This is a genomic window from Nocardia sp. NBC_01009 (assembly GCF_045208035.1).
In the GTDB taxonomy this organism is placed as follows: domain Bacteria; phylum Actinomycetota; class Actinomycetes; order Mycobacteriales; family Mycobacteriaceae; genus Nocardia.
The window spans coordinates 2,771,227-2,790,524 of record NZ_CP108695.1 but is presented as its reverse complement, the minus strand read 5'-3'; the positions used below and the strand labels follow the sequence as shown (position 1 = coordinate 2,790,524).

The 19,298-nt window shown below is 66.7% G+C and carries 13 protein-coding genes and 1 tRNA gene; 8 read left to right on the top strand and 6 right to left on the bottom strand.

Annotation, left to right across the window (positions count from 1 at the left end; all coding sequences use genetic code 11):
* Window positions 1–48 precede the first annotated feature (48 nt).
* Genes OHA42_RS12395 through OHA42_RS12385 form a run of 3 tightly spaced genes read right to left on the bottom strand, consistent with a single transcriptional unit; the run spans window position 49 to window position 10,864 of the window.
* A complete protein-coding gene (locus OHA42_RS12395) occupies window positions 49–8,142 on the bottom strand; it encodes an SDR family NAD(P)-dependent oxidoreductase (protein ID WP_406236901.1) in 8,094 nt (2,697 codons plus the stop codon).
* Between the two features lie 32 nt (window positions 8,143–8,174).
* Window positions 8,175–9,731 carry an AMP-binding protein gene (locus tag OHA42_RS12390; protein WP_406236899.1) on the bottom strand — a complete coding sequence of 519 codons (1,557 nt, stop codon included), beginning with the start codon at window positions 9,729–9,731 and terminating at the stop codon, window positions 8,175–8,177.
* Window positions 9,728–10,864 carry a 3-oxoacyl-[acyl-carrier-protein] synthase III C-terminal domain-containing protein gene (locus OHA42_RS12385; RefSeq protein ID WP_406236897.1) on the bottom strand — a complete coding sequence of 379 codons (1,137 nt, stop codon included), beginning with the start codon at window positions 10,862–10,864 and terminating at the stop codon, window positions 9,728–9,730. The genes OHA42_RS12390 and OHA42_RS12385 overlap by 4 nt, the downstream gene beginning before the upstream one ends.
* Window positions 10,865–11,215: 351 nt before the next feature.
* Here OHA42_RS12385 and OHA42_RS12380 point away from each other — a divergent pair, with 351 nt between their 5' ends.
* The 3 genes from OHA42_RS12380 (at window position 11,216) to OHA42_RS12370 (ending at window position 13,848) form a co-directional block, all read left to right on the top strand.
* Window positions 11,216–12,970 carry a 3-deoxy-7-phosphoheptulonate synthase gene (locus OHA42_RS12380; RefSeq protein ID WP_406236895.1) on the top strand — a complete coding sequence of 585 codons (1,755 nt, stop codon included), beginning with the start codon at window positions 11,216–11,218 and terminating at the stop codon, window positions 12,968–12,970.
* Between the two features lie 24 nt (window positions 12,971–12,994).
* Complete coding sequence (locus OHA42_RS12375; RefSeq protein WP_406236893.1) at window positions 12,995–13,369, top strand: MoaF-related domain-containing protein; 375 nt, start codon at window positions 12,995–12,997, stop codon at window positions 13,367–13,369.
* 173 nt (window positions 13,370–13,542) lie between these two features.
* A complete protein-coding gene (locus OHA42_RS12370) occupies window positions 13,543–13,848 on the top strand; it encodes a hypothetical protein (RefSeq protein WP_406236891.1) in 306 nt (101 codons plus the stop codon).
* 29 nt (window positions 13,849–13,877) lie between these two features.
* On the opposite strand, the gene OHA42_RS12365 is transcribed toward OHA42_RS12370, so the two are convergent.
* The gene (locus OHA42_RS12365; protein ID WP_406236889.1) at window positions 13,878–15,089 is read right to left on the bottom strand and encodes an Ig-like domain-containing protein; all 1,212 of its coding nucleotides are present in this window, start codon (window positions 15,087–15,089) and stop codon (window positions 13,878–13,880) included.
* 307 nt (window positions 15,090–15,396) lie between these two features.
* On the opposite strand from OHA42_RS12365, the gene OHA42_RS12360 reads away from it, so the two are divergent.
* A tRNA-Lys gene (locus OHA42_RS12360) sits at window positions 15,397–15,469 on the top strand.
* Window positions 15,470–15,976: 507 nt separating this feature from the next.
* Entirely contained in the window at window positions 15,977–16,264 is a 288-nt protein-coding gene (locus tag OHA42_RS12355; protein ID WP_328410234.1) for an antibiotic biosynthesis monooxygenase, read from the top strand.
* Between the two features lie 71 nt (window positions 16,265–16,335).
* Here the strand turns inward: OHA42_RS12355 and OHA42_RS12350 are convergent, their stop codons facing one another.
* Window positions 16,336–16,710 carry a cupin domain-containing protein gene (locus OHA42_RS12350; RefSeq protein WP_406236886.1) on the bottom strand — a complete coding sequence of 125 codons (375 nt, stop codon included), beginning with the start codon at window positions 16,708–16,710 and terminating at the stop codon, window positions 16,336–16,338.
* A 76-nt stretch (window positions 16,711–16,786) separates the two neighbouring features.
* On the opposite strand from OHA42_RS12350, the gene OHA42_RS12345 reads away from it, so the two are divergent.
* The 3 genes from OHA42_RS12345 (at window position 16,787) to OHA42_RS12335 (ending at window position 18,822) form a co-directional block, all read left to right on the top strand.
* The gene (locus OHA42_RS12345; protein ID WP_406236884.1) at window positions 16,787–17,257 is read left to right on the top strand and encodes a MarR family winged helix-turn-helix transcriptional regulator; all 471 of its coding nucleotides are present in this window, start codon (window positions 16,787–16,789) and stop codon (window positions 17,255–17,257) included.
* 533 nt (window positions 17,258–17,790) lie between these two features.
* On the top strand, window positions 17,791–18,408 hold the full coding sequence (locus tag OHA42_RS12340) for a transglycosylase SLT domain-containing protein (RefSeq protein WP_406236882.1): 618 nt from the start codon (window positions 17,791–17,793) through the stop codon (window positions 18,406–18,408).
* A 102-nt stretch (window positions 18,409–18,510) separates the two neighbouring features.
* Window positions 18,511–18,822, top strand: a complete 312-nt coding sequence (locus tag OHA42_RS12335; protein ID WP_328410228.1) for a hypothetical protein — start codon at window positions 18,511–18,513, stop codon at window positions 18,820–18,822.
* A gap of 7 nt (window positions 18,823–18,829) precedes the next feature.
* Here OHA42_RS12335 and OHA42_RS12330 read toward each other — a convergent pair whose 3' ends face one another.
* The gene (locus OHA42_RS12330; RefSeq protein WP_406236881.1) at window positions 18,830–19,294 is read right to left on the bottom strand and encodes a MarR family winged helix-turn-helix transcriptional regulator; all 465 of its coding nucleotides are present in this window, start codon (window positions 19,292–19,294) and stop codon (window positions 18,830–18,832) included.
* Window positions 19,295–19,298 lie beyond the last annotated feature (4 nt).

Here is a 19,298-nt window from a genome sequence, read left to right as displayed (position 1 = left end):
CACATAATCATCGAGCACGTCCGTCTTATCCGGCACCTCAGCCGTCGGTCACAGACGCTCGTCGAGCCATTCGCGGACGACCTGCGCAGTGTGCTCGGAATCCCGGCCGACCAGACCGAAATGATCCGATCGCACGGTCCGGAGATCGTGGGTGTCGTGGAACGGCCGCGTCTGCCAGCGGGCCGGGTCCCCGACACCGGGGGCGAACGGCTCCGTGGCCCGAACGAACAACACCGGCACCTCGACCGGGGCGAAGTCCATGCCGGACATCACCACGAGCCAGCGGCCCATGGCCGAGAGCCGGTCACCGGTGGGTCCGGCGATACCGGTCTCGTCCACGAACATCTCGCGCAGAATCGTCTCGATCGGGACCGCCGGGTCATCGATCGGGAAGGTGTCGATCATCACCAGCGCGGCCAGCCGAGCCCCGGGGCTGCGTTCCAGACGACGCGCGGCGGCATACGCCAGCGCACCGCCCGACGAGTAGCCGAGCAGCACGAAGGGCTCGTCCGCTGCGGCACCGAGCACACCGTCCATGACCGCGGTGAGAGCGGCTTCAGCGGAAGCAGGCAGTTTCTCGCCGGACGCAAAGCCGGGCAACGGCACTGCCGAGAAACGCACTGCGTCCCGGAAATGCGCGGCGAGCCGAGCATGCTGGTGGACACCGCCATTGGCCATCGGCGAGCTGAGGGCGATGAGCCGGGTGCGATGCGGTCCCTCGGTCAAGGTAGTAGCCGCAGGTAGCGGGCCACGATCGGCGCTGTCGGTGAAGGATGTCCGCAGGTCCGCGGCCGCGCGCATCACGCTGAGGGCCGCATCCGGGTTGCCTGCGGCGACTGCGTGCTGAACGACCGCTCGGACCGACTCCTCGTATCGCGATACTGTCGCGACCGGCTCGGTCTCCGGTGTGCGCGGCGACCCGATCAGCTCATTCCACACTCGCATCGCGAGCGCACCGGAGGTCTCGGCATCGAACACGGCCATGAGCGGTAAGCGGAGGCCGGTCGCCTTGTTCACGGCGTCGTGCAACTCCTTCGCCGACAGCGAGTCGAAGCCGATCTCCAGGAACTTGCGATCCAGTGCCACCGCCGCCGCGTTTCGGTAACCGAGCAAGGCCGCGACGCGCTCCCTGACCAGGTCCTCGATGAGCCGAACCTGGTCTGCGGTGTCGAGTCCGGTGAGTTGGCGGCGAAGCGAGTCCGATGGTGTGGCGGCAGTCGCCACGGACCGGGTCGCCGGGACGGAAGACTCCGGCACGGGACGGACGAGCTCGCGCCAGATCGGCGCCGTCGGTGTCGAGCCGATCGCGGCGAGATCGACGCGCATCGCTGCCAACAGCGCCGGTCCGGCGGTGAGTGCGGCATCGAACAGCGCGAGACCGTCCGAGTCGGAGAGTGCGAGGATGCCGTTGCGCGACATTCTGGCGTGATCGGCGGGGGTCAGCGTGCTCGTCATCCCGGTGGCCTGCGGCCACAGACCCCAGGCCACCGAAACCGCGGGGAGACCCCGCGCCCGGCGATGTGCTGCCAATCCGTCCAGATAGGCGTTCGCGGCACCATAATTGGCCTGGCCGGGATTGCCGAGCAGACCGGCAATCGAGGAGAACAAGACGAATACTCGGACCGGAAAGTCCCGGGTTAGCTCGTGCAGATGCCGCGCCGCATCGGCTTTCGACCACAGCACCTTCTCGATTCGATCCGCGTTCAGCGCGCCGAGCACCCCGTCGTCGACGATCCCCGCCGCGTGTACGACACCGGTCAGCGGGTGTTGTGGATCGATGCCTGCCACTACTTCCGCGAGGGCGGCACGGTCGCCCACGTCGCAAGCAACGATGCGCACGTCGGCACCGAGATCCGCCAGTTCGGCACGCAGCGCCTGCGCACCGGGGGCATCGGATCCGTTTCGTGAGATCAACAGCAGATGCCGCACGCGGTGCCGCTCGGCCAGGTGCCTGGCCATCCGCCGCCCGAGGCCACCGGTTCCGCCGGTCACGAGGACGGTGCCATCGGTCGTGAGCAGAGCGTCATCGGTGACAAACGCGGCGCCGTCGGTCACAAGCACAACATCATCAGTCACCGACGCAATACCGGTCACCAACGCAGCGCCGCCGGCATTCGCGGCCTTCTGCGTTCGGACTGCTCGCTGCCTGATCAGGCGAGGGACGAGAACCGAGTCGGCGCGAACCGCGAACTCGTTTTCCCCCACAGGCACTGCCCGCTCGAATGCGGCCGGGTTGTCGGTGTCGGCGAGGACGAACAGGCCCGGATGCTCCCGCTGGGCGGAGCGAACCAGGCCCCATACGGCGGCCTGCACGGGATCGGTGTCCTCGAAATCCGCCGTGGCCACGGCATTCCTGGTCAGCACGAGCAATCCGGCTTGTTCGACTGCCTTGCCCTGCAGAGCGGTCAGCACGAGATTCAGCGCGGTTCGGAGGTCGGGCACGGCGCTGACGTCGAGCAGCTCACGGTCGTCGCCGGACCGTTGGCCCGCGTGCTTCCAGCCGATCCGGAACAGCGTGTTCGGCGCGATGGCGCTACCTGGTGGCATGCCGTCGGTGCGGCGGCAGATCAGCGACTCCACTCGTGCGACAGGTCTGCCGAGGTCGTCGGCGATATCCAGGGCGATCCCGCCTTGTCGATCGACCGCGGGACGCAACCGCACTCGCAACGCCGTCGCCCCTGTCGCGAAGAGGCTCACACCCCGCCAGGCGAACGGCAGCATTGGTCGTGGGCCAGGAGCCGGCTCGCCCGGTCCACGAGCGACACCCGCTCCTGGCCACTGCACCGCGGTATCGGTGTGGTCCTGCGTCACCGCGATCGGATGCAACGCCGCGTCGAGCAGAGCCGGATGCAACAGGAAAGACCCGGCCGAAAGGTCATCGGGCAGTACGACTTCGGCGAAGAGTTCGGTGCCGCGCCGCCACAGTGCACCCAGCCCACGGAATGCCGGGCCGTGCGCGACACCCGCCTCGACGAGCGACTCGTACACGGTGTCGACATCGATGCGCTGCGCTCCCAGCGGCGGCCAGGTGGCAGACCCGAACCCGGACACCGCGGTGTCCGTTTCCGGCACGAGCGCACCGGTCAGGTGCTCGGTCCAGGATTCCTGTCCGGTGATCCTCGAGTGCACCGTAACGACGACGCGCTTGTCCTCTTCTTCTGTCATCCGCACCTGGAGTCGGACGCTGCCGTCCTCCGGCACCACCAGCGGGGCAGGCATGACCAGCTCGTCGACCTGGTGGCAGCCGAACCGTTGGCCGAGGTGGACGGCCAGCTCGACCAAGGCCGTTCCCGGCACCACAACCGCGCCGTGCACCCGATGATCGGTCAGCCAGGGCTGCTCGACCAGCGAGATCAGGCCCGTGCAGGTCACACCATGCTGGCCGGGGTGCTCGACGAGTGCCGCCACCAGCGGATGCGTGATGTCCTGTTGGCCGAGCCCGGCCGCGCTCGACTGTCTCGTTCGACCGACCCAGTAGTGGCCGCGCTGGAACGGATAGGTGGGCAGATCGATGCGTCGGGCATCGCTGCCGTCGAAGAATCTCGTCCAATCGACCGGCAGCCCACGGACATACGCCTGGGCGAGCGAAGCGGCGAAGCGGCGCAGGCCGCCATGGCCGCGACGTAAGGTACCGACTGCCAGGCCGCCCTCCCCGACCGTCTCCTGCATCGCGGTGGTCAGCACCGGGTGGGGCCCGACCTCGATGAAATGGTTGAACCCCGCGGCCGCAAGCGATTCCACGGTCGCGGCGAATTGCACCGGGCGACGCAGGTTGTCATACCAGTAGCCTGCGTCGGCATCGCGGCCGGTCATCGGTTGGCCGGTAACCGTCGAATACCAGGGAATGTGCGCCGACTGCGGGCTCAGTTCGGCCAGGTCTGCCAGCAGCCGGTCACGGATGGGCTCGACATACGCCGAGTGCGACGCGTAGCCGATCGGCACAACGTGGGCCGGCTTGCCCGCATCGCGGTAATCCTTCGCCAGTGCGGTGAGAGATTCGGCATCTCCCGCCAGCACGGTCGAGGAGAGACTGTTGCGCGCGGCGATGCTCACCGCCGGGTAAGCGGCAAGATAGGGCTCGACGTCCTCGACCGATCCGACCGACAGCATCATGCCGCTCAACGCGGTGCACAGTTCGCCACGGCGGACGACGGCTCGGATCGCGTCACGCAAGGACAGGACGCCCGCGATGTGCGCGGCGGCGATCTCGCCCTGAGAATGACCGATCACGGCGGCAGGCTCGACGCCGTGGTGCTGCCACAGCCGGGCCAGCGAAACCGTGACCGCGAACAGCACCGGTTGCACGACTTCGGTTCGGCGCAAGGCTGATTCGTCGGCGATGACCTCGGTCAACGACCAGTCGACGAACTCCGACAGCGCGTCCTCGCACTCGGCCATCGCGGCCGCGAAGACCGGGGCCGAACCGAGCAGTTCGGCCCCCATCCCGGCCCATTGGGCCCCGTGCCCTGGGAAAACGAACACCGCTCCCCCATTGAGGTCGGCACGCCCGGTGACCGCAGCGCCGGCAGTCCCCGACATCAGCGCGGCCAGGTCGTCACGATCGGCGTCGAGCACGACCGCCCGCTGCTCGAACGTCGCACGGGTAGTGGTCAGGGAGTAGCCGACATCCGTTGGTACCGCGCCCCCGCTCAGGAGGGCATCGAGCCGTCCCGCCAGAGCTGCCAGAGCCGCTGTTGTCGATGCCGAGAAGACCAGCGGCACAACCGGCTTCGGCGGGCACGCGAAGCGATCATTCGTTCTGCTGCCCCGCTCGGTGCTGTGATGTCCACGATCGTCCCGTCGGGTGGCACCCTGTCCGGTGCTGTCCGAGCCCGGGTCGCGCTGTCCAGCGCCACTCGGATCACGGTCGCCGCGTCCGGTGCCGCGCCGTCCGGTGTCACCCCCTCCGGGCCCGTCCCCCTCGGTGCCGCGCTGTCCGGTGTCACCCCCTCCGGGGCCGTCCCCTTCGGCGCCGTCCCGTCCCTGCCCGTCCCGTTCGAACGGAGCTTGTTCGAGGATGACGTGTGCGTTCGTGCCGCTGATCCCGAATGCGGAAACGCCCGCGCGGCGCGGTCTTCCGGTCTCCGGCCACGGCACCGCGTCGATGACGAGGCGTACCGCGCCGGCCGCCCAGTCCACGTGCGGGGAGGGCTCGTCCACGTGCAATGTCTCGGGCACCAGGCCGTTGCGCATTGCCAGGATCATCTTGATCACGCCGACAATGCCTGCGGCGGCCTGTGCGTGCCCGAGGTTCGATTTCATCGAACCGAGCAGCAGCGGCCGCTCGCGGTCCTGCCCATAGGTCGCCAGGATCGCCTGGGCTTCGATCGGGTCACCGAGCGTGGTGCCGGTGCCGTGCGCTTCGACCGCGTCTACATCGGACGGATCCAGCTCGGCGTCGGCCAGTGCCCGACGGATAACTCGTTGCTGCGCATGGCCGTTCGGTGCGGTCAACCCATTGGAGGTGCCATCGGAGTTCACGGCGCTGCCGCGGATGACGCCGAGCACGCGATGGCCGGCCCGGCGCGCATCGGAGAGCCGTTCGAGGACGAGGACGCCGACCGCTTCACCCCAGCCCGTCCCGTCGGCCGCGGCGGCAAAGGACTTGCATCTCCCGTCGGCCGCGAGGGCGCCCTGTCGAGCGAACTCCGCGAACGTGGCCTGCGTCGACATCACCGTCGCACCGCCGACCAACGCCATCGAGCATTCCCCGGCCCGCAGCGATCGGGCCGCGAGATGGAGCGCGACGAGGGAGGAGGAGCATGCCGTGTCCACGGTGAGCGCCGGGCCGCGTAGCCCGAGCACATAGGAGATCCGACCGGAGGCGACGCCGCCCGCATTGCCGGTCATCGCGCCCACGTCGGAATTCGTGATCGACTCATAGGTGCGTGGCAGGTAGTCCGAGGCCATGGCACCGACGAAGACACCGGTCTCGGTGTCCCGCAACGAGTTCGGGTCGATCCCGGCGTGTTCCAGTGCCTCCCATGTCGTTTCCAGCAGGAGTCGTTGCTGCGGGTCCATCGTCATGGCTTCGCGCGGTGAGATCCCGAAGAAGGCGGGGTCGAACCAGGCAGCGTCGCGCAGAAAGCTGCCCCGCCGGGTGAAGGTGGCGTCCGGGTCGAAACCCCAGCCGCGATCGGTGGGGAACTCGCCGAGTGTCTCCCGTCCCGCCACCAGCAGTTCCCAGAACTCATCGGGAGACGTGGTGTCGCCGGGCAACCGGCATCCCATGCCCACGACAACCACCGGGTCCTGGGCGGCCGGTCGTGCGTGGTTCGAGGTGGCCGGGGTGCCGACCGGCGACTTTTCGGCCAGTAGCTCACAGAGGTGCCGAGCGAGCAGGTTCGGGGTCGGTAGGTCGTAGGCGGTGGTCGCGGGCAGGGCGAATCCGGTGGCCTCGGACAAGGCGGCGCGCAATCGCACCGCGGTCAGGGACTTCATGCCGAAATCGGTGAAAACCTGGTCGGGCCCGATCGATCCGGGATCTCCCAGCACCAGACGCACCTGTTCACGAACCAGGTCGAGGGCGTGCCGCAGCCGTTCGGACGGCGGTAGCGCCAGCATGCGGCGCACCCAGACCGACTGCGCGCGTGAAACATCACTGTCCAGCATTGCGGCGAGTCTGCGCCTGGCGATCTTGCCGGTCGGCGTGCACGGTATCTCCTCCTGCACGATCAGCTCGGCCGGAATCTTGTACTCCGCAACACCTTTGGCCGCCAAATGCGCGGTGACCTCACGCAACGTCAGCGCCGCGCCCGCGCGTAAAGTCACTACGAGACAGGGGTATTCGCCGAGACGGTCGTCCGGGCGCCCGACCACAGCGAGCAGCCGCGGCCCCGGCAGGTCATCGAGCAGCATCTCGATCTCGGACGCGCTGAACTTCACACCACCGACGTTGATCACTTCGGCGTCCCGGCCGCGGAAGGCGACCGTGCCGTCCTCGTTCAGGACGGCACGGTCTCCGGTGCGCAGCCATCCGTCGACGGTCAGCGCGTTCCTCGTCAGTTCCGGTTCCTCGAAATATTCGGTGAACATCGAGGGGCCACGGAATTGAAGCTCTCCGGTTTCGCCTGTACCGCAGGGATTTCCGTCTTCGTCGACGACCCGAACCTGGCCACCGGATACCGGCCGGCCGACCCCGCTGGTCGCCGCATGCAGGGGATCATCGGGCCGCGTGCACAGGCCGGCACCCACCTCGGACATGCCCCAGTGCGAAATCACGCGTGCACCGAGCAGCCGCCGGGCGTCTTCGACGAGCGTGGCGGGGATGGCCGCGCCACTGGCCCGCACCTCCGTCAGCCGAATCCCACCGTCGTCGCCGGACGCTCCCAGCCGGGACACGATGTCTCGGATCTGCGCCGGAACCGCGTAGAGCACCCCCGCCTCGCTCGCGGCTGCCAGCCGCAGCAATTCCCGCACGTCCCAGCCGCGCAGCAAGGCCTGGCGCCCACGGGTCACGAGGCTGACGTGCACCGAGAGCAGCCCGAACAGATGCGTGAAGAGGCTGGCGCTGATGATCGTGTCGGTACCGCGAGCACGACCGTCGGCAGCCACCGCGACGGCGTTCGATATGAGGGCGTCATGGGTGTGCACACAAATCTTCTGGCGCAACGAGGTCGTACCGGACGACGGGAGCAGCACGAAGGGGTCGTCCGGGCCGACCTGCACCGGCAGCGGGGTCGCCCCCGCCCACCGCCGCGCCATATCCTCCAGTGCCAGAACATCATTCGGTGCGAAGTCCGCGTCACCGACAACCAGCACGTGCCGCAGCGCCGGGGATCCCGCACGTAACTCGGCGAGCAGTCCGCGCATGCGATCGGCGGTGCCGACCAAGGTGGCTGCCCGAGTCCTGGCGAGCAGCGCGCGCAGTTCGTTGCCCCCGAGGCCCATGTGCAGCGGAAGCATGGTCGCGCCCGCGGCGGCGACGGCGACATGAACGGTGAGGAACTCCCAGCAGTTGGGCAGGTGCACGGCGACCACGTCGCCCTTACCGATGCCGAGATCCTGCAATCCACGCGCCAGCGCATGGGCCTCGGCGCGCCACTGCGCCCAGGACCGGTAGCCGCCGTCCACGAAGACCGCCGGTTGCGCACCCCCGGCATCGGCGGCGGCTTCGAACAGCGACGGAAGTGTGTGACGCATGGGTACTCCCGATGAGATCGGTGCGGCGGTGATCAGTGCCCGAGGCTGCCGCGCAGCGGCTTGCCCATGGCGGACCGAGGAATCGTGGTGAGCGCCTCGATGCGGCGGATCTTCTTGTACGGCGCCACCCGCTCGGCGACGTAGGCCGACACGTCATCGAGCGGGACATCGGCGCTCAAAACCACGTAGGCCACCGGGATCTCCCCGGCGATCTCGTCCGGCACTCCTACCACCACCGCGTCGGCGACGTTCGGATGACCGAGCAGGATCGCTTCGAGCTCGGCGGGCGCAACCTGATGCCCCTTGTACTTGATGAGCTGCTTGGCCCGACCGGTGATCGTGACGTATCCCCTGGCATCACGGCGACCGATGTCGCCGGTGTGCAGCCAGCCGTCCTCGTCGGTGACCGGAACGATCTCGCCGTCGCCCTGCACGAAGCCCGGCGAAACCTGCGGACCGCGGATCCAGATCTCGCCGGGGTCGGCTTCGTCGACATCGAGGCCGGTGTCGGGATCGACGAATCGGGTCTGCGTTCCCGGCACCGGCAGACCGATCGATCCCGCCGGGCCGGGATCGATGTCGGGCGGGGCGTAGGTGCAGCAGGCTTCGGTCATGCCGTAACCCTGCACAACCGGGGCTCCCAGGATTCGTGCGCAAGTCGCCGCGACTTCGAGGGGCAGTGGCGCACCGCCCGAGTAGACCAGCCGCACGCTGCTGGTGTCGTAGCGTTCGACGTCGGGGAACCTGGCAAGTTCGGCGAGCACGCTCGGCACCAGGTACGCGACGGTGATGCGCCGACGTTGGATGGTGTCGAGCAGGTCCGCGGCGGTGAACGGAGTGGCCACCGTGACAACCGTCGCCCGGACCCGCAGCGTGCTGTTCAGCGGATGGAGCATCCCGTACACATGCCGGAACGGAGTGAGACCGAGCACGACGTCCTGGGCCGTCAGCCGGTGCGCGAGATCGATCTGCACGAGATTCGCGGCGATATTGCGGTGGGTCAGCACGATCTGCTTGGGCTCGCCCTGGGTCCCGCTCGACGCGATCAGCGTCGCCGCATGGTCACCGCCGACGGCCGCGGGAACGGTCGTCGTGGCCTCGGCGAGCATCGCGTCCCACCCGACCGCGTCGGCGGTCCGCTGCGCCGGGACCGTGCCGTCGTCGTCGATCACCACCACGTGCTCGAAACGCTCCGCCAAGCGCTCTCGCGCGAGCATATGCCACACCGCGCCGGTCACGACGGCGAAGCCGGCCGGCGTACGGGTGAGCGCGGCCTCCCATTCGTCGGTGGCACCCAACGGATCCAGCGCAAGAACCACACCGCCGACGAGCAACGAGCCGTAGTACGCGGCGATGAACTCGGCGCCGTTAGGGCAGATCACCGCCACATTGGCACCGGGGTGCAGCCCACGCTGAACCAGCGCGGCCGCGAATCGCCTTGCGGCGAAGATGAGTTCGCGATGGCGGTAGGTCCGGCCGGTCGAGTGTTCGATCAGCGCGACCCCGTCCCGGTCACCGGCTCCCCACACGAATTCGGCGAGGTTGCGCTGCCCGACGGCAGCGGCGACATCGAAATCCGTTGCGTTCACTGGGGATTCCATCCGCCTTCGGGGACCGTCATCGTGAACGCACCGCAACTGAAGCTCAGTCCGAAAGCCACGAGCAGGCCCTGTCCGGCCGGGCGGTGCACCGGCTCGGCCACCATGAGTGGAACCGAACATCCGAGGGTGTTGCCGTGGTCGCGCAGCACTCGATACGACGAGGCGACAACCTCGCTGTCCTTGTCGACGCCGAACTCGGCGCACAGTGCGTCGACAATGCGCATGCTGCCGGTATGCAAGAGCAGCGCCGAGGCGTCGGCGGGCTTCGACAGCTCGCAGGAGTCGTCCTCCAGTGTCATGCGCACCGTCTCACTGGCGTAGTGGGCGCCACGCGGTGTGACATCGGGACTCAGCGTGTAGATGCGACGCCCGTACACCACCGGGATGTCCGAGCCGCCGTCCGGAACGGTGCCGAGCTCGGCGTCCGACGCCAGCTCGTTGGTCAGGTTGGCCACCGGGCCGAACGATGGCCCGTCGCCCTCCGCGCCGAACACCATGGCCACGGCCGCGTCCGCGAACAGAAACCCGTGCATGACGTCCACGGTGCCCTGACGCTGCTGCGGTCCCACTTCCGAGAAATGTGAGTAGAAGCCGGGAAGCACCGGAGACAACGGCGTGATCGCTTCCATGAAGCAGACCAGGACCCGCTTCTCCGGATTGCACGTGAGGAACCACCTCGCCGTCTCGACGGCCTTCGCCATCGCCGAACAGCCCATATATTCGATGCTCAGATTCGGTGCGGTCCGCGGCAGTTCCGGCATCCGCGCGAATATGTCGCAAACCAGGCTCGGTAGCAGTCGCCCCGGAGTACTGCTCACGCCGAGCACGAGGCCGATCGAGTCGGGCGAAACGTCAGCTTTGGCAAGGCATTTGCGAGCCGCCCGGACCGCGAGATCGGCCGCGGCGATGTCCAGCTGCGGTTCGGCGCCCCCGAACAGCACATCCGGATAGTTGGCGAGCACCGAGTGCCGCTGCTCGATGCCGAGGCTCCCGAGCATTGCTCCGAGCTTGTCGGACAAATGCCCGCGACTGGCGGCGAGTAACTCCTCGGTCGAATATTGATGAGGGGGAACCTCAGTGGCGATAGCAACGAGGTATGGGTCAATTACGGCCGCGGTCATGCCTTTTCACCTATGCCTTTGAACAGACGTAGCGAAGTGTTTGACGAATACCCGATCGTCGAACGTGTGGGATCTGATAATCACCCTCCAGTGCGACACTGTCAACCAACAGAACACGACGATAAACCCACTCAATCGTGATGTCCGACACATGGATTCGCGTACGTACGCATACCGATATCTTTGATAACCAAAAGTTAACGATACGTATTAGATATGACCAATTCTTTGCGCACCTAGAAGTCGATTCTGCCGCTATCTCGAGTAGACAGATCAAAGAAATAGGTGCAGGATGATGCCGCAAGGGGCGAATCATCAAAAAGATAAACGGGTTTGGGTCCAATGCATGAGATGGAAGCCGCGACCGCGTTTCCCCGCGAGAAGAATCCCATCGGCGCGGCGCGGTGCCGACCGCGTCTCGGCCAGCCCGAGTTGGCGGCACCGACGGGCGGAGCACGGTTCGCCGATCCGACCACTCGAATGCTCGTCACCAACACGAACCTGACCACACCGGCGCTGGAAGCAGCGCTCGGCACCACACTGCGGGTGCGGGTGCTGCGCCAGGACATCATGTCCGCCGAACGGCTGCCCGACACCGTTCGAGCACCGTTGCAGTTACCGTCCGGCACCGAGGTGATGGTCCGGCGATCATGCCTGCTCAACCCGGATTCGATTCCGGTATCGGTCAATTACGTCGTCAGCGCCGTAGGTGTGGGCGCGGAGCACAAGCTCGACAGTGTCGACACCGCCATCGGACACAGCCTGCAGGCCCGACAGGTCGCCCAACGCCGCGAGTTGCTGCGGGCGGGCTTGGCACGATGGCCCGATCAGCGGGTGTGCGCATCGCGGTCCTACATCATGCGGGTCGACGCAGGCCCACTGTGCTACATCCGGGAGAGCTTCAATCCTGGCCTGATCTCACCCGAACTCCTCGTCGAATATCCCGAGCTGCCATGGGATGACGAGCCGGTATCGCCGTCGCGCTGGACCGGCGAACCGACCACAGCGCCGCTATGGCTGGACACCGCCCGTGCCGATGCCGATCAGCTGCGCGAACTGCCCCCGCTCGTCAGTGCCGACGAATGCGACGCTCTCACATCCGAACTCGCCATGGTGACGACCGGACAAGCGTTCGCATTGCATGTGGGCGACTCTGTCGAAACACCCGCCAACGGCCGCGCAGGCACGCTCATTGCCGGCCAGGCGATGGCGGCGGCCGCCGCCGCGGTCCTGGCATTCGGATCGGGTCGGCGCATCGTGACGATCAGCCGGATCGCCGATCAGCGCGCACGGCCATGGTCTGCGCCCAACCCCGATCCTCAGGAGATGCTGTCGACGTATCTCCATGCGGCAGCGACGCTCAATCACCTTCGGACCCATCCGGTGGCGCCACCGGCACCGGCGGTCGCGCTGTTGGATCACGCTGCCGACGCCGGCCCGAATCCGTTGTCGGCGGAACTATTGCGCAACGTTGCCGACATGTTCGCGGGCGCCACCACCGCACCGCCCGGCGGCCGCCAGCTGCACAGCCTGGTGCCACGGCTGTGGACCTCACACGAGGCACTGCTGCCCTACGCACACGCGCTGACGCGCCGCCATGACGACGGCAGCTGGTGGGCAGGCTCCGCCCACCTACTGTGGGTCGGCGACCACACCGGCAACGAGGCTCAGCTGCGGCTCGCGGCCGCGATCGACAACCCGATCGCGGTCACCGTCGGACCGACGGCCGAGCCGGACGACATAGCCGCGCTGTGCCTGCGGCTCAATCCCGACAAGATCCCCGGCAGACTCACGCTGATCGCCCGCCTCGACACCGCGCTGCTGCTGCCGCTGCTGGCGGCCGCCACGGCCACCGGAGTGCCGGTCGCCTGGGTCTGCGATCCGATGCCCGCCGTCGCTCACCGCACCGGCCGTGGACTCGAGACCACCGACTTCGAGGCGATCGCCCTCGAAATACACGGTTTCTTCGACGCATGTCGCCGCGCGGGCGTGATCCCCGGCGGTCTGCGCCTAGCGGCGTCGGGGCGGCTGAACCCCGCCCAGGCGCTGCACTGCGTCACCATCGCGCACCACGAGCTCCACTCCCTTCCCAGCATCGCGTCCTGAAGCCCTTTTCGATGGAGAGAGAAAATGACCGACCTAGCGCAAGCGACCGCAGGCCACCCCGATCTGATCGGCGGTCCGTCCACCACCGAGCTGGCCGGAACGGTGATCGAGTACCGATACACGACCGGCAACCACTACCGCATGACATTCACCGCAGACAACCTCGGCTTCGTCCTGCTCAGCGACCCCAACCGGCACGCGGTCGACGCAATTGCCTACCGTGCGCGCAAGCTGCGCGAGGACTTCTACCTGGTCTGCTGGACCCTGAAGCCGGGCATCCATGTGGCACTGCTGCTGGATTTCGAGCAGCGGCAGGTCCACGTCACCGCGATGATGCCGCCCAACCAATGGGAATTCTTCGATATCGGCGAGATCCTGCAGGCCGAGCGCGCGTCCTGAGCGCTGACCACCCTGCGCGACAGGCAGTTTCGCTGTCCCGCAGCCCCCTCGTCGTTCGAGAACAATGACTTCGCCGATTGTCTGACAGATCTCCGTTTCACTCCGTAGACTGCGGCTCGAGGGGAGGTGTCGCCAGGCATCGCCCTGGTTGACAAGAAAGACAACAGTTCGTGATGCGTGCCACAGTTATCGCGACCCTCGTCGGCGCAACATTGCTGACCGGAGCCACCGGAACGGCCGCCGCGGATCTCGGAACACCGATGGAGTCGACCGGACTGGAGTCCTCGACCGGATCGGGCAGCACCGGATCGGCGGGCGGGGTGACCACAACCGGGTCCTCGGGCACCGGATCCTCGGGCGCGGCCTTGGCCGCCTTCGAAAAGCTCCTCTTCGGCGGCCCGTTGCTGTGCGCCGCGTTGGGCAGCGCGATCAACGCGAATCTCACCTGCCCGGGCACGCCAGGACCTGTCATCCCCTGATTTCCGCCCGCCCCGGGCCTTCTCCTTCGTCACCGGACGTCGGCGTTGCCCGCCTTCCATTCCGGCCACGCAATGTTCCAGTCACCGAGGCCGTCGACACCCGACAGGGTGCCGCCCACCGTGTTCTTGACGATGGTGATGTCGCCGCGCTTGGCGTTCTGATAGACCCACTGGGCGTTGGCCGGACTCAGGTTCAGACAGCCGTGGCTGGTGTTCGAATACCCCTGCTGACCGACCGACCACGGCGCGGAATGGAAGAAGATGCCGCTGTAGGAGAGGCGGGTCGCGTAGTCGACCGGAGTCTTGTAGCCATCGGACGAACCCACCGGAACGCCGTAGGTCGAGGAGTCCATGATGATCTTCTCGAACCGGTCGCTCACGATGTAGACGCCGTTGTCGGTGGGCGTGCTCGACTTGCCCATCGAGGTCGGCATGGTCCGCACGACCTGGCCGTTCTGCTCGACGGTCACCTGCTTGGTGTTGTCGTCGGCGGTGAAGACCACCGCGTCACCGACGGTGAAGAAAGAGTGGATGTTGTCCTGGCCGAACAGGCCGTTGCCCAGATTCTTGCCGTAGACATTCACCTCGACGGTGACCTTGGTGCCCGGCGCCCAGAAGTGCTCGGGCCGCCACCGGACCTCACGGTTGTTCACCCAGTAGAACGCGCCTTCTACCGCGGGCTCGGTAGTGATCTTTATCGCATTCTGGGCGGCCTTGCGGTCGGGGATGTTCTCGTCGAACTGCACCGCGACCGGCTGCCCGATGCCGACCACCTCACCCTCACCCGGCAGCAGGTAGGGATGGGTCTGGCTGTCCGGCGAGCTGGTGGTGAAGCTCAAGGTGGTGGAGTTCGCCCCGCCGAGGCCGATGGCGTCGGCGCGCAGCCGGTAGGCCTTGCCGTAGCCGAGCACCTCGGTGGTCTCCCAGGACCGGCCGTCGGCGGCCAGCTTGCCGCTCACCGACTCACCCTGCGGGTTGAGCAATGTCACTGCGGTGAACTTGCCGTCGTCGGCTTTGAAGACCATCGGCATACCCGGCGAAACCCCCACGTCACCGTCCTTGACCGGGGACAACAGCTTCGGCTTGATCAGTTCGGTGATGGGGTTGCGGTCGATGGCAACCTGCGAGCTGTCGGCGCTGCCCGACGAGCACGCCGATAAGACCAGCGCGAACACAGCGAACACAACCAGAGGTGCAGTGACTTTCCCCATCGTCCGATGTCGACCCTGCGCAACGCTCATCTCAACCCCGTTTCAAGTCCCGGTGCGCCCAAGAAGCGCACCGATGGCTTCGGATCCAACCGATTGCTAGCTCAACCCACCGCGCCGGCGGGATCGGTCGAGACCACGCCCGATATTCTGCCAGCTCCGCAAGCCCGAACCAACGCGAACGTAGCGCCGACGCAGGCGAGTTCACCGGTTAGATCCCGACTACCCCACCGGGCGTTAACACCCCTCGCGAACTCGACCGACGCCCCCGGTCGGATATCGATTTCACTTCTGCGCCCTCGGCCTGTTAATGTCTGTCCCGCACCGGAACACGGAGCAAGCGCCATTAGCTCAATTGGCAGAGCAGCTGACTCTTAATCAGCGGGTTCGGGGTTCGAGTCCCTGATGGCGCACAGCAAAACCAAATCCCTCCTCGACACCATGTCGACGGGGGATTTTTTGTTGCCAACAATCAGATCACGCCGGGTGTGTCCTTCGCCACGCGCGACACCGTCGGGTGTGATCGGCTCGGGAGTGGGACCGCGCGCGGACCGGATCTCGATATCACCGCGTGGAGACGACCGATTGGTTCGAGCACGATCGCCACTCTCCACCGCCAACGACCGCGAGACATCGACATCGTTACCACCGCAGTCGATTTCGGAGGCGGAGCTGGAGCCCCACACGACCATGCCGTGGCATCGGATGAATCTGTTCTACGAGGCCGTCACGCACTGCGTAGAAGAAGCGGTGCTGAATGCGCTCCTGGTGAACCGACCAGGACATGACCGGCCGCGATCACCACCTCTCACCCGCCTTGCCCCACGATCCCCTGCTCGAGCTCATCGGCCGCTGAACACCCGCGGAACAGTTCGGCCGCGGCCAGGGTTGAGCACCGTTGCTACGACAAGGAGGCAGTAATGGCAGTGACGGTAGAGCTGACCCGTTTCACGGTGGCGCCGGACAAGGTCGAGGAGATGCTGGCCGCCAGGCCGGGGATGGTCGCGGATTTCGATGCCGACCGCGAGGGGTTCCTCGGAGCCCGGCTGGTTCGCCTGCCGAATGACGAGTGGCTCGACGTGGTGGAGTGGCGCTCCGAGGCGGATTTCACCGCCTCCCGCGCCAAGGGCCCGAACCTGCCCGGCATCGCCGCATTCTTCGCAACGATCTCCGGCCTGGTGAGCGACGAGCTCGGCACCCTGGCCTGATTACCTCGGCGGCCTGGCAATCCAGGTGCTGGATTGCCAGGCCGCCACAACCCTGCTCGTGCCGACGGGCCTCAGCTCGCCCATGGCGGGGTCAGGCGGGTGCCATCGGCGAGCTCTGCAGCGAATCCGACCGGAACGGTCACCACCAGCGCCGCGGGCTCCGATCCGGTGTTGTCCAGGCTGATGGTCGAGCCCGCGGGCGCGATGGCCGCGTCACCGGGTTCCAGCGCCGACGCCTCACCATCGATGTGCAGCGTCACCGCGCCCCTGATGACGACAAAAGCCTCCTCACGCAGGATCTTGTGGCCTACTCCCACCGTGCCCGGATCGATTCCGGTCTGCCAGACACACAGTTCGGTGCTGCCCGTCTCAGGACGGATGTAGGAGGTGAAGCGGGCGTTGTGCATTTCGTGGACCTGGGCTTCGGCGGCACGGATCACAGGCATGTCTTGCTCCTTCATTTAGTCAATTAGATTGACTAGATAGTCAAGCATGTTGACCATATGTGTCAAGATGGAATTCATGACGGACCTGAAGCCCGCTTCGACACTGCGCCAGGGGCAGGATCTCGCCCTGCTGCTGCTCGCGGCGGGCGCGACGGCGACGGATGTGATCCACGGCGGCGTCCAAGCGGCCGGATTCGACGATGTACGACCCGCCCACGGGTTCGCGTTCGTGCGGATGGCACCGAATGGCGCGACCGTCGGCGAGCTCGCGGAGCACCTCGCGGTGACCAAGCAGGCGGCAAGTCAACTGGTGGACGAATTGGTGCGTAAGGGATACGCCGAACGCAATCCGCATCCCGACGACGCCCGCGCGCGACTGATCACATTGACCGAACGAGGATGGGCCTGCACGCGTGCGGCCGATGCCGCTGCCGCGAATTTCGCCGCACAATGGACGGCCGTTCTTGGCGATTCCAAGATCACCGAATTACGTAACACATTGGCTCGCGTCGTGGCCCCCGGAAGGGTGCGTCCGGCGTCTTGGTAGGGCACAAAACGATAAAGGTGTCGTGCGTTACCGTTATATTTACGTGACCTGCATCACATTGAGTTTAGGGGCAAACTCCCCGCATACATAGGGTGTCGACCTGCATGATCTTGGTAATCCAAGATCGAGAAATCCCCCGATTCATCTTTCGTTTACCTTCCGTTAACCGGTCGTGACCATCCTGATATCAGGTCCAGAACAGACCGGCAGTTTGGTTAGGCCGCGGAGTAATCCACGGACATTCGGAAAACGACCGCAACAGCAAGATGTTCACTCGCGGTCACTGGAGTACCGCGCGGCACCGAAGGGTACCGCAATACTCCCTTTCGATGACAGCGGCACCCGTGGGGCGATTGCCCCGGGTACCTGAGCCGCCCGCACGGGGAACCGAATCCCCGTCTTTCACAACAAAATCCGAAAACCGCATAAAAACCGAATTCGGCGAGCACCCACACCTGACGCCCGCCATGGATCCGTGTTGCCAGGCATGCCCGGATCGAACCCCAGTCCCCGAACAAGGAACCGATTTCGCAATGCATGACAGACGCTTCTTCTCCTTCCACCGTCCCTCACTCCGCGAAGGCTTCACCTTCGCGATCGCCGCAGCGGGCATCATCGCCGTCGCCGCTTCTTCCGCAGTGTCCGTGGCAGACGACAGCGTCCCGTCTCGCGTCGCCATGGTCGCCGAGGAGCAGGCCGCCCCGGTAGCCGCCGCCCCGGTGGCCGATGCAGCGGCACTGCCCGCGCTGCCCGAGCTTCCTGCCATGCCCGCGCTGCCTGCCCTGCCTCCGATGCCCGAAGTGCTCCCGCCGCCGCCCGCTCCGGTCTACGAGAACAACCTCAACGGCTGGATCCTGCAGTCCCTCGACATCATGCGCGCCAAGGGCATCCCCGGCAGCTACGACGGCATCCACCGCAACATCATGCGCGAGTCCGGCGGCGACCCGCAGGCCATCAACCTGTGGGACTCCAACGCCGCCGCGGGCATCCCCTCCAAGGGCCTGCTGCAGGTCATCGACCCGACCTTCGCCGCCTACCACGTCGACGGCACCCCCTTCGACATCTGGGACCCGGTCGCCAACATCACCGCAGCCTGCAACTACGCGGCCAACCGGTACGGCTCGATGGACAACGTGAACTCGGCCTACTGATCCGACAGCACGCAAGAACAACGCCTCCCCGGCGATCGCCGGGGAGGCGTTGTCGTCCGCTAGGGTCGACCGGGACCAACCACCACCGATGCGGAATGCGCCATGACCGATTACGCCCACTCCGACTCCGCGTCGAAGAGCCGCGCCGAGAAGGCGCGACGGCTCGCGGGCTATATCTGGGATCGCGGAATCACCGGAGCCGAACTGCTGGCCATGCCTGCGGCGCTGCGGCGCAAGCTCGCGCGTGCCGCGGCAACGAATCCGCCGAGCACCGACGAGACCTGGGCGGCCGTCGCCCGACTCCTCGACGACAAGGACGCCTGGGCCGGGCACCATCCGAATCATGCTGCGGCACAGCGCAACCACACCGACGAGAAGCTGATGTGGGTGAAGCCGCCGATCACACCGTGGTGACGGGCGCTCAGAGGTTGAGGCCGGTGCTGCATTCCGCCTCGGCCACCACCTTGTCCGCGAGCGAGCGCAGCGCCCTCGCCTCCGCGGGTGTCAGCACGTCGATGAACAGGCGACGGACCAGATCGACATGGTTCGGTGCGGCACGTTCGAGCGCTTCCCGCCCGGCCGCGGTGAGTTCCACCAGGATGCCGCGGGCGTCTTCCTGCGCGGGGCGGCGTTCGACGAGCCCGCGGGCAGCCATGCGAGCCAGATGCTTGGAGAGCCTGCTCTTCTCCCAGCAGATCTCCGCGCCGAGCTCCTTGGCGCGTAGGCAGCCGTCCGGCGCGGCCGACAGCGGCACCAAGATTTCGTAGTCGGCCGGCGACAAGCCGTCCTGGGCGAAGCCCGCGGCCAGCGCCGCGTCCATTCGCTGGCGCAGCCGGATGAAGGCTTGCCAGGTCGTTTGCTCGTCATCGCTCAACCATCGGACCACGGGA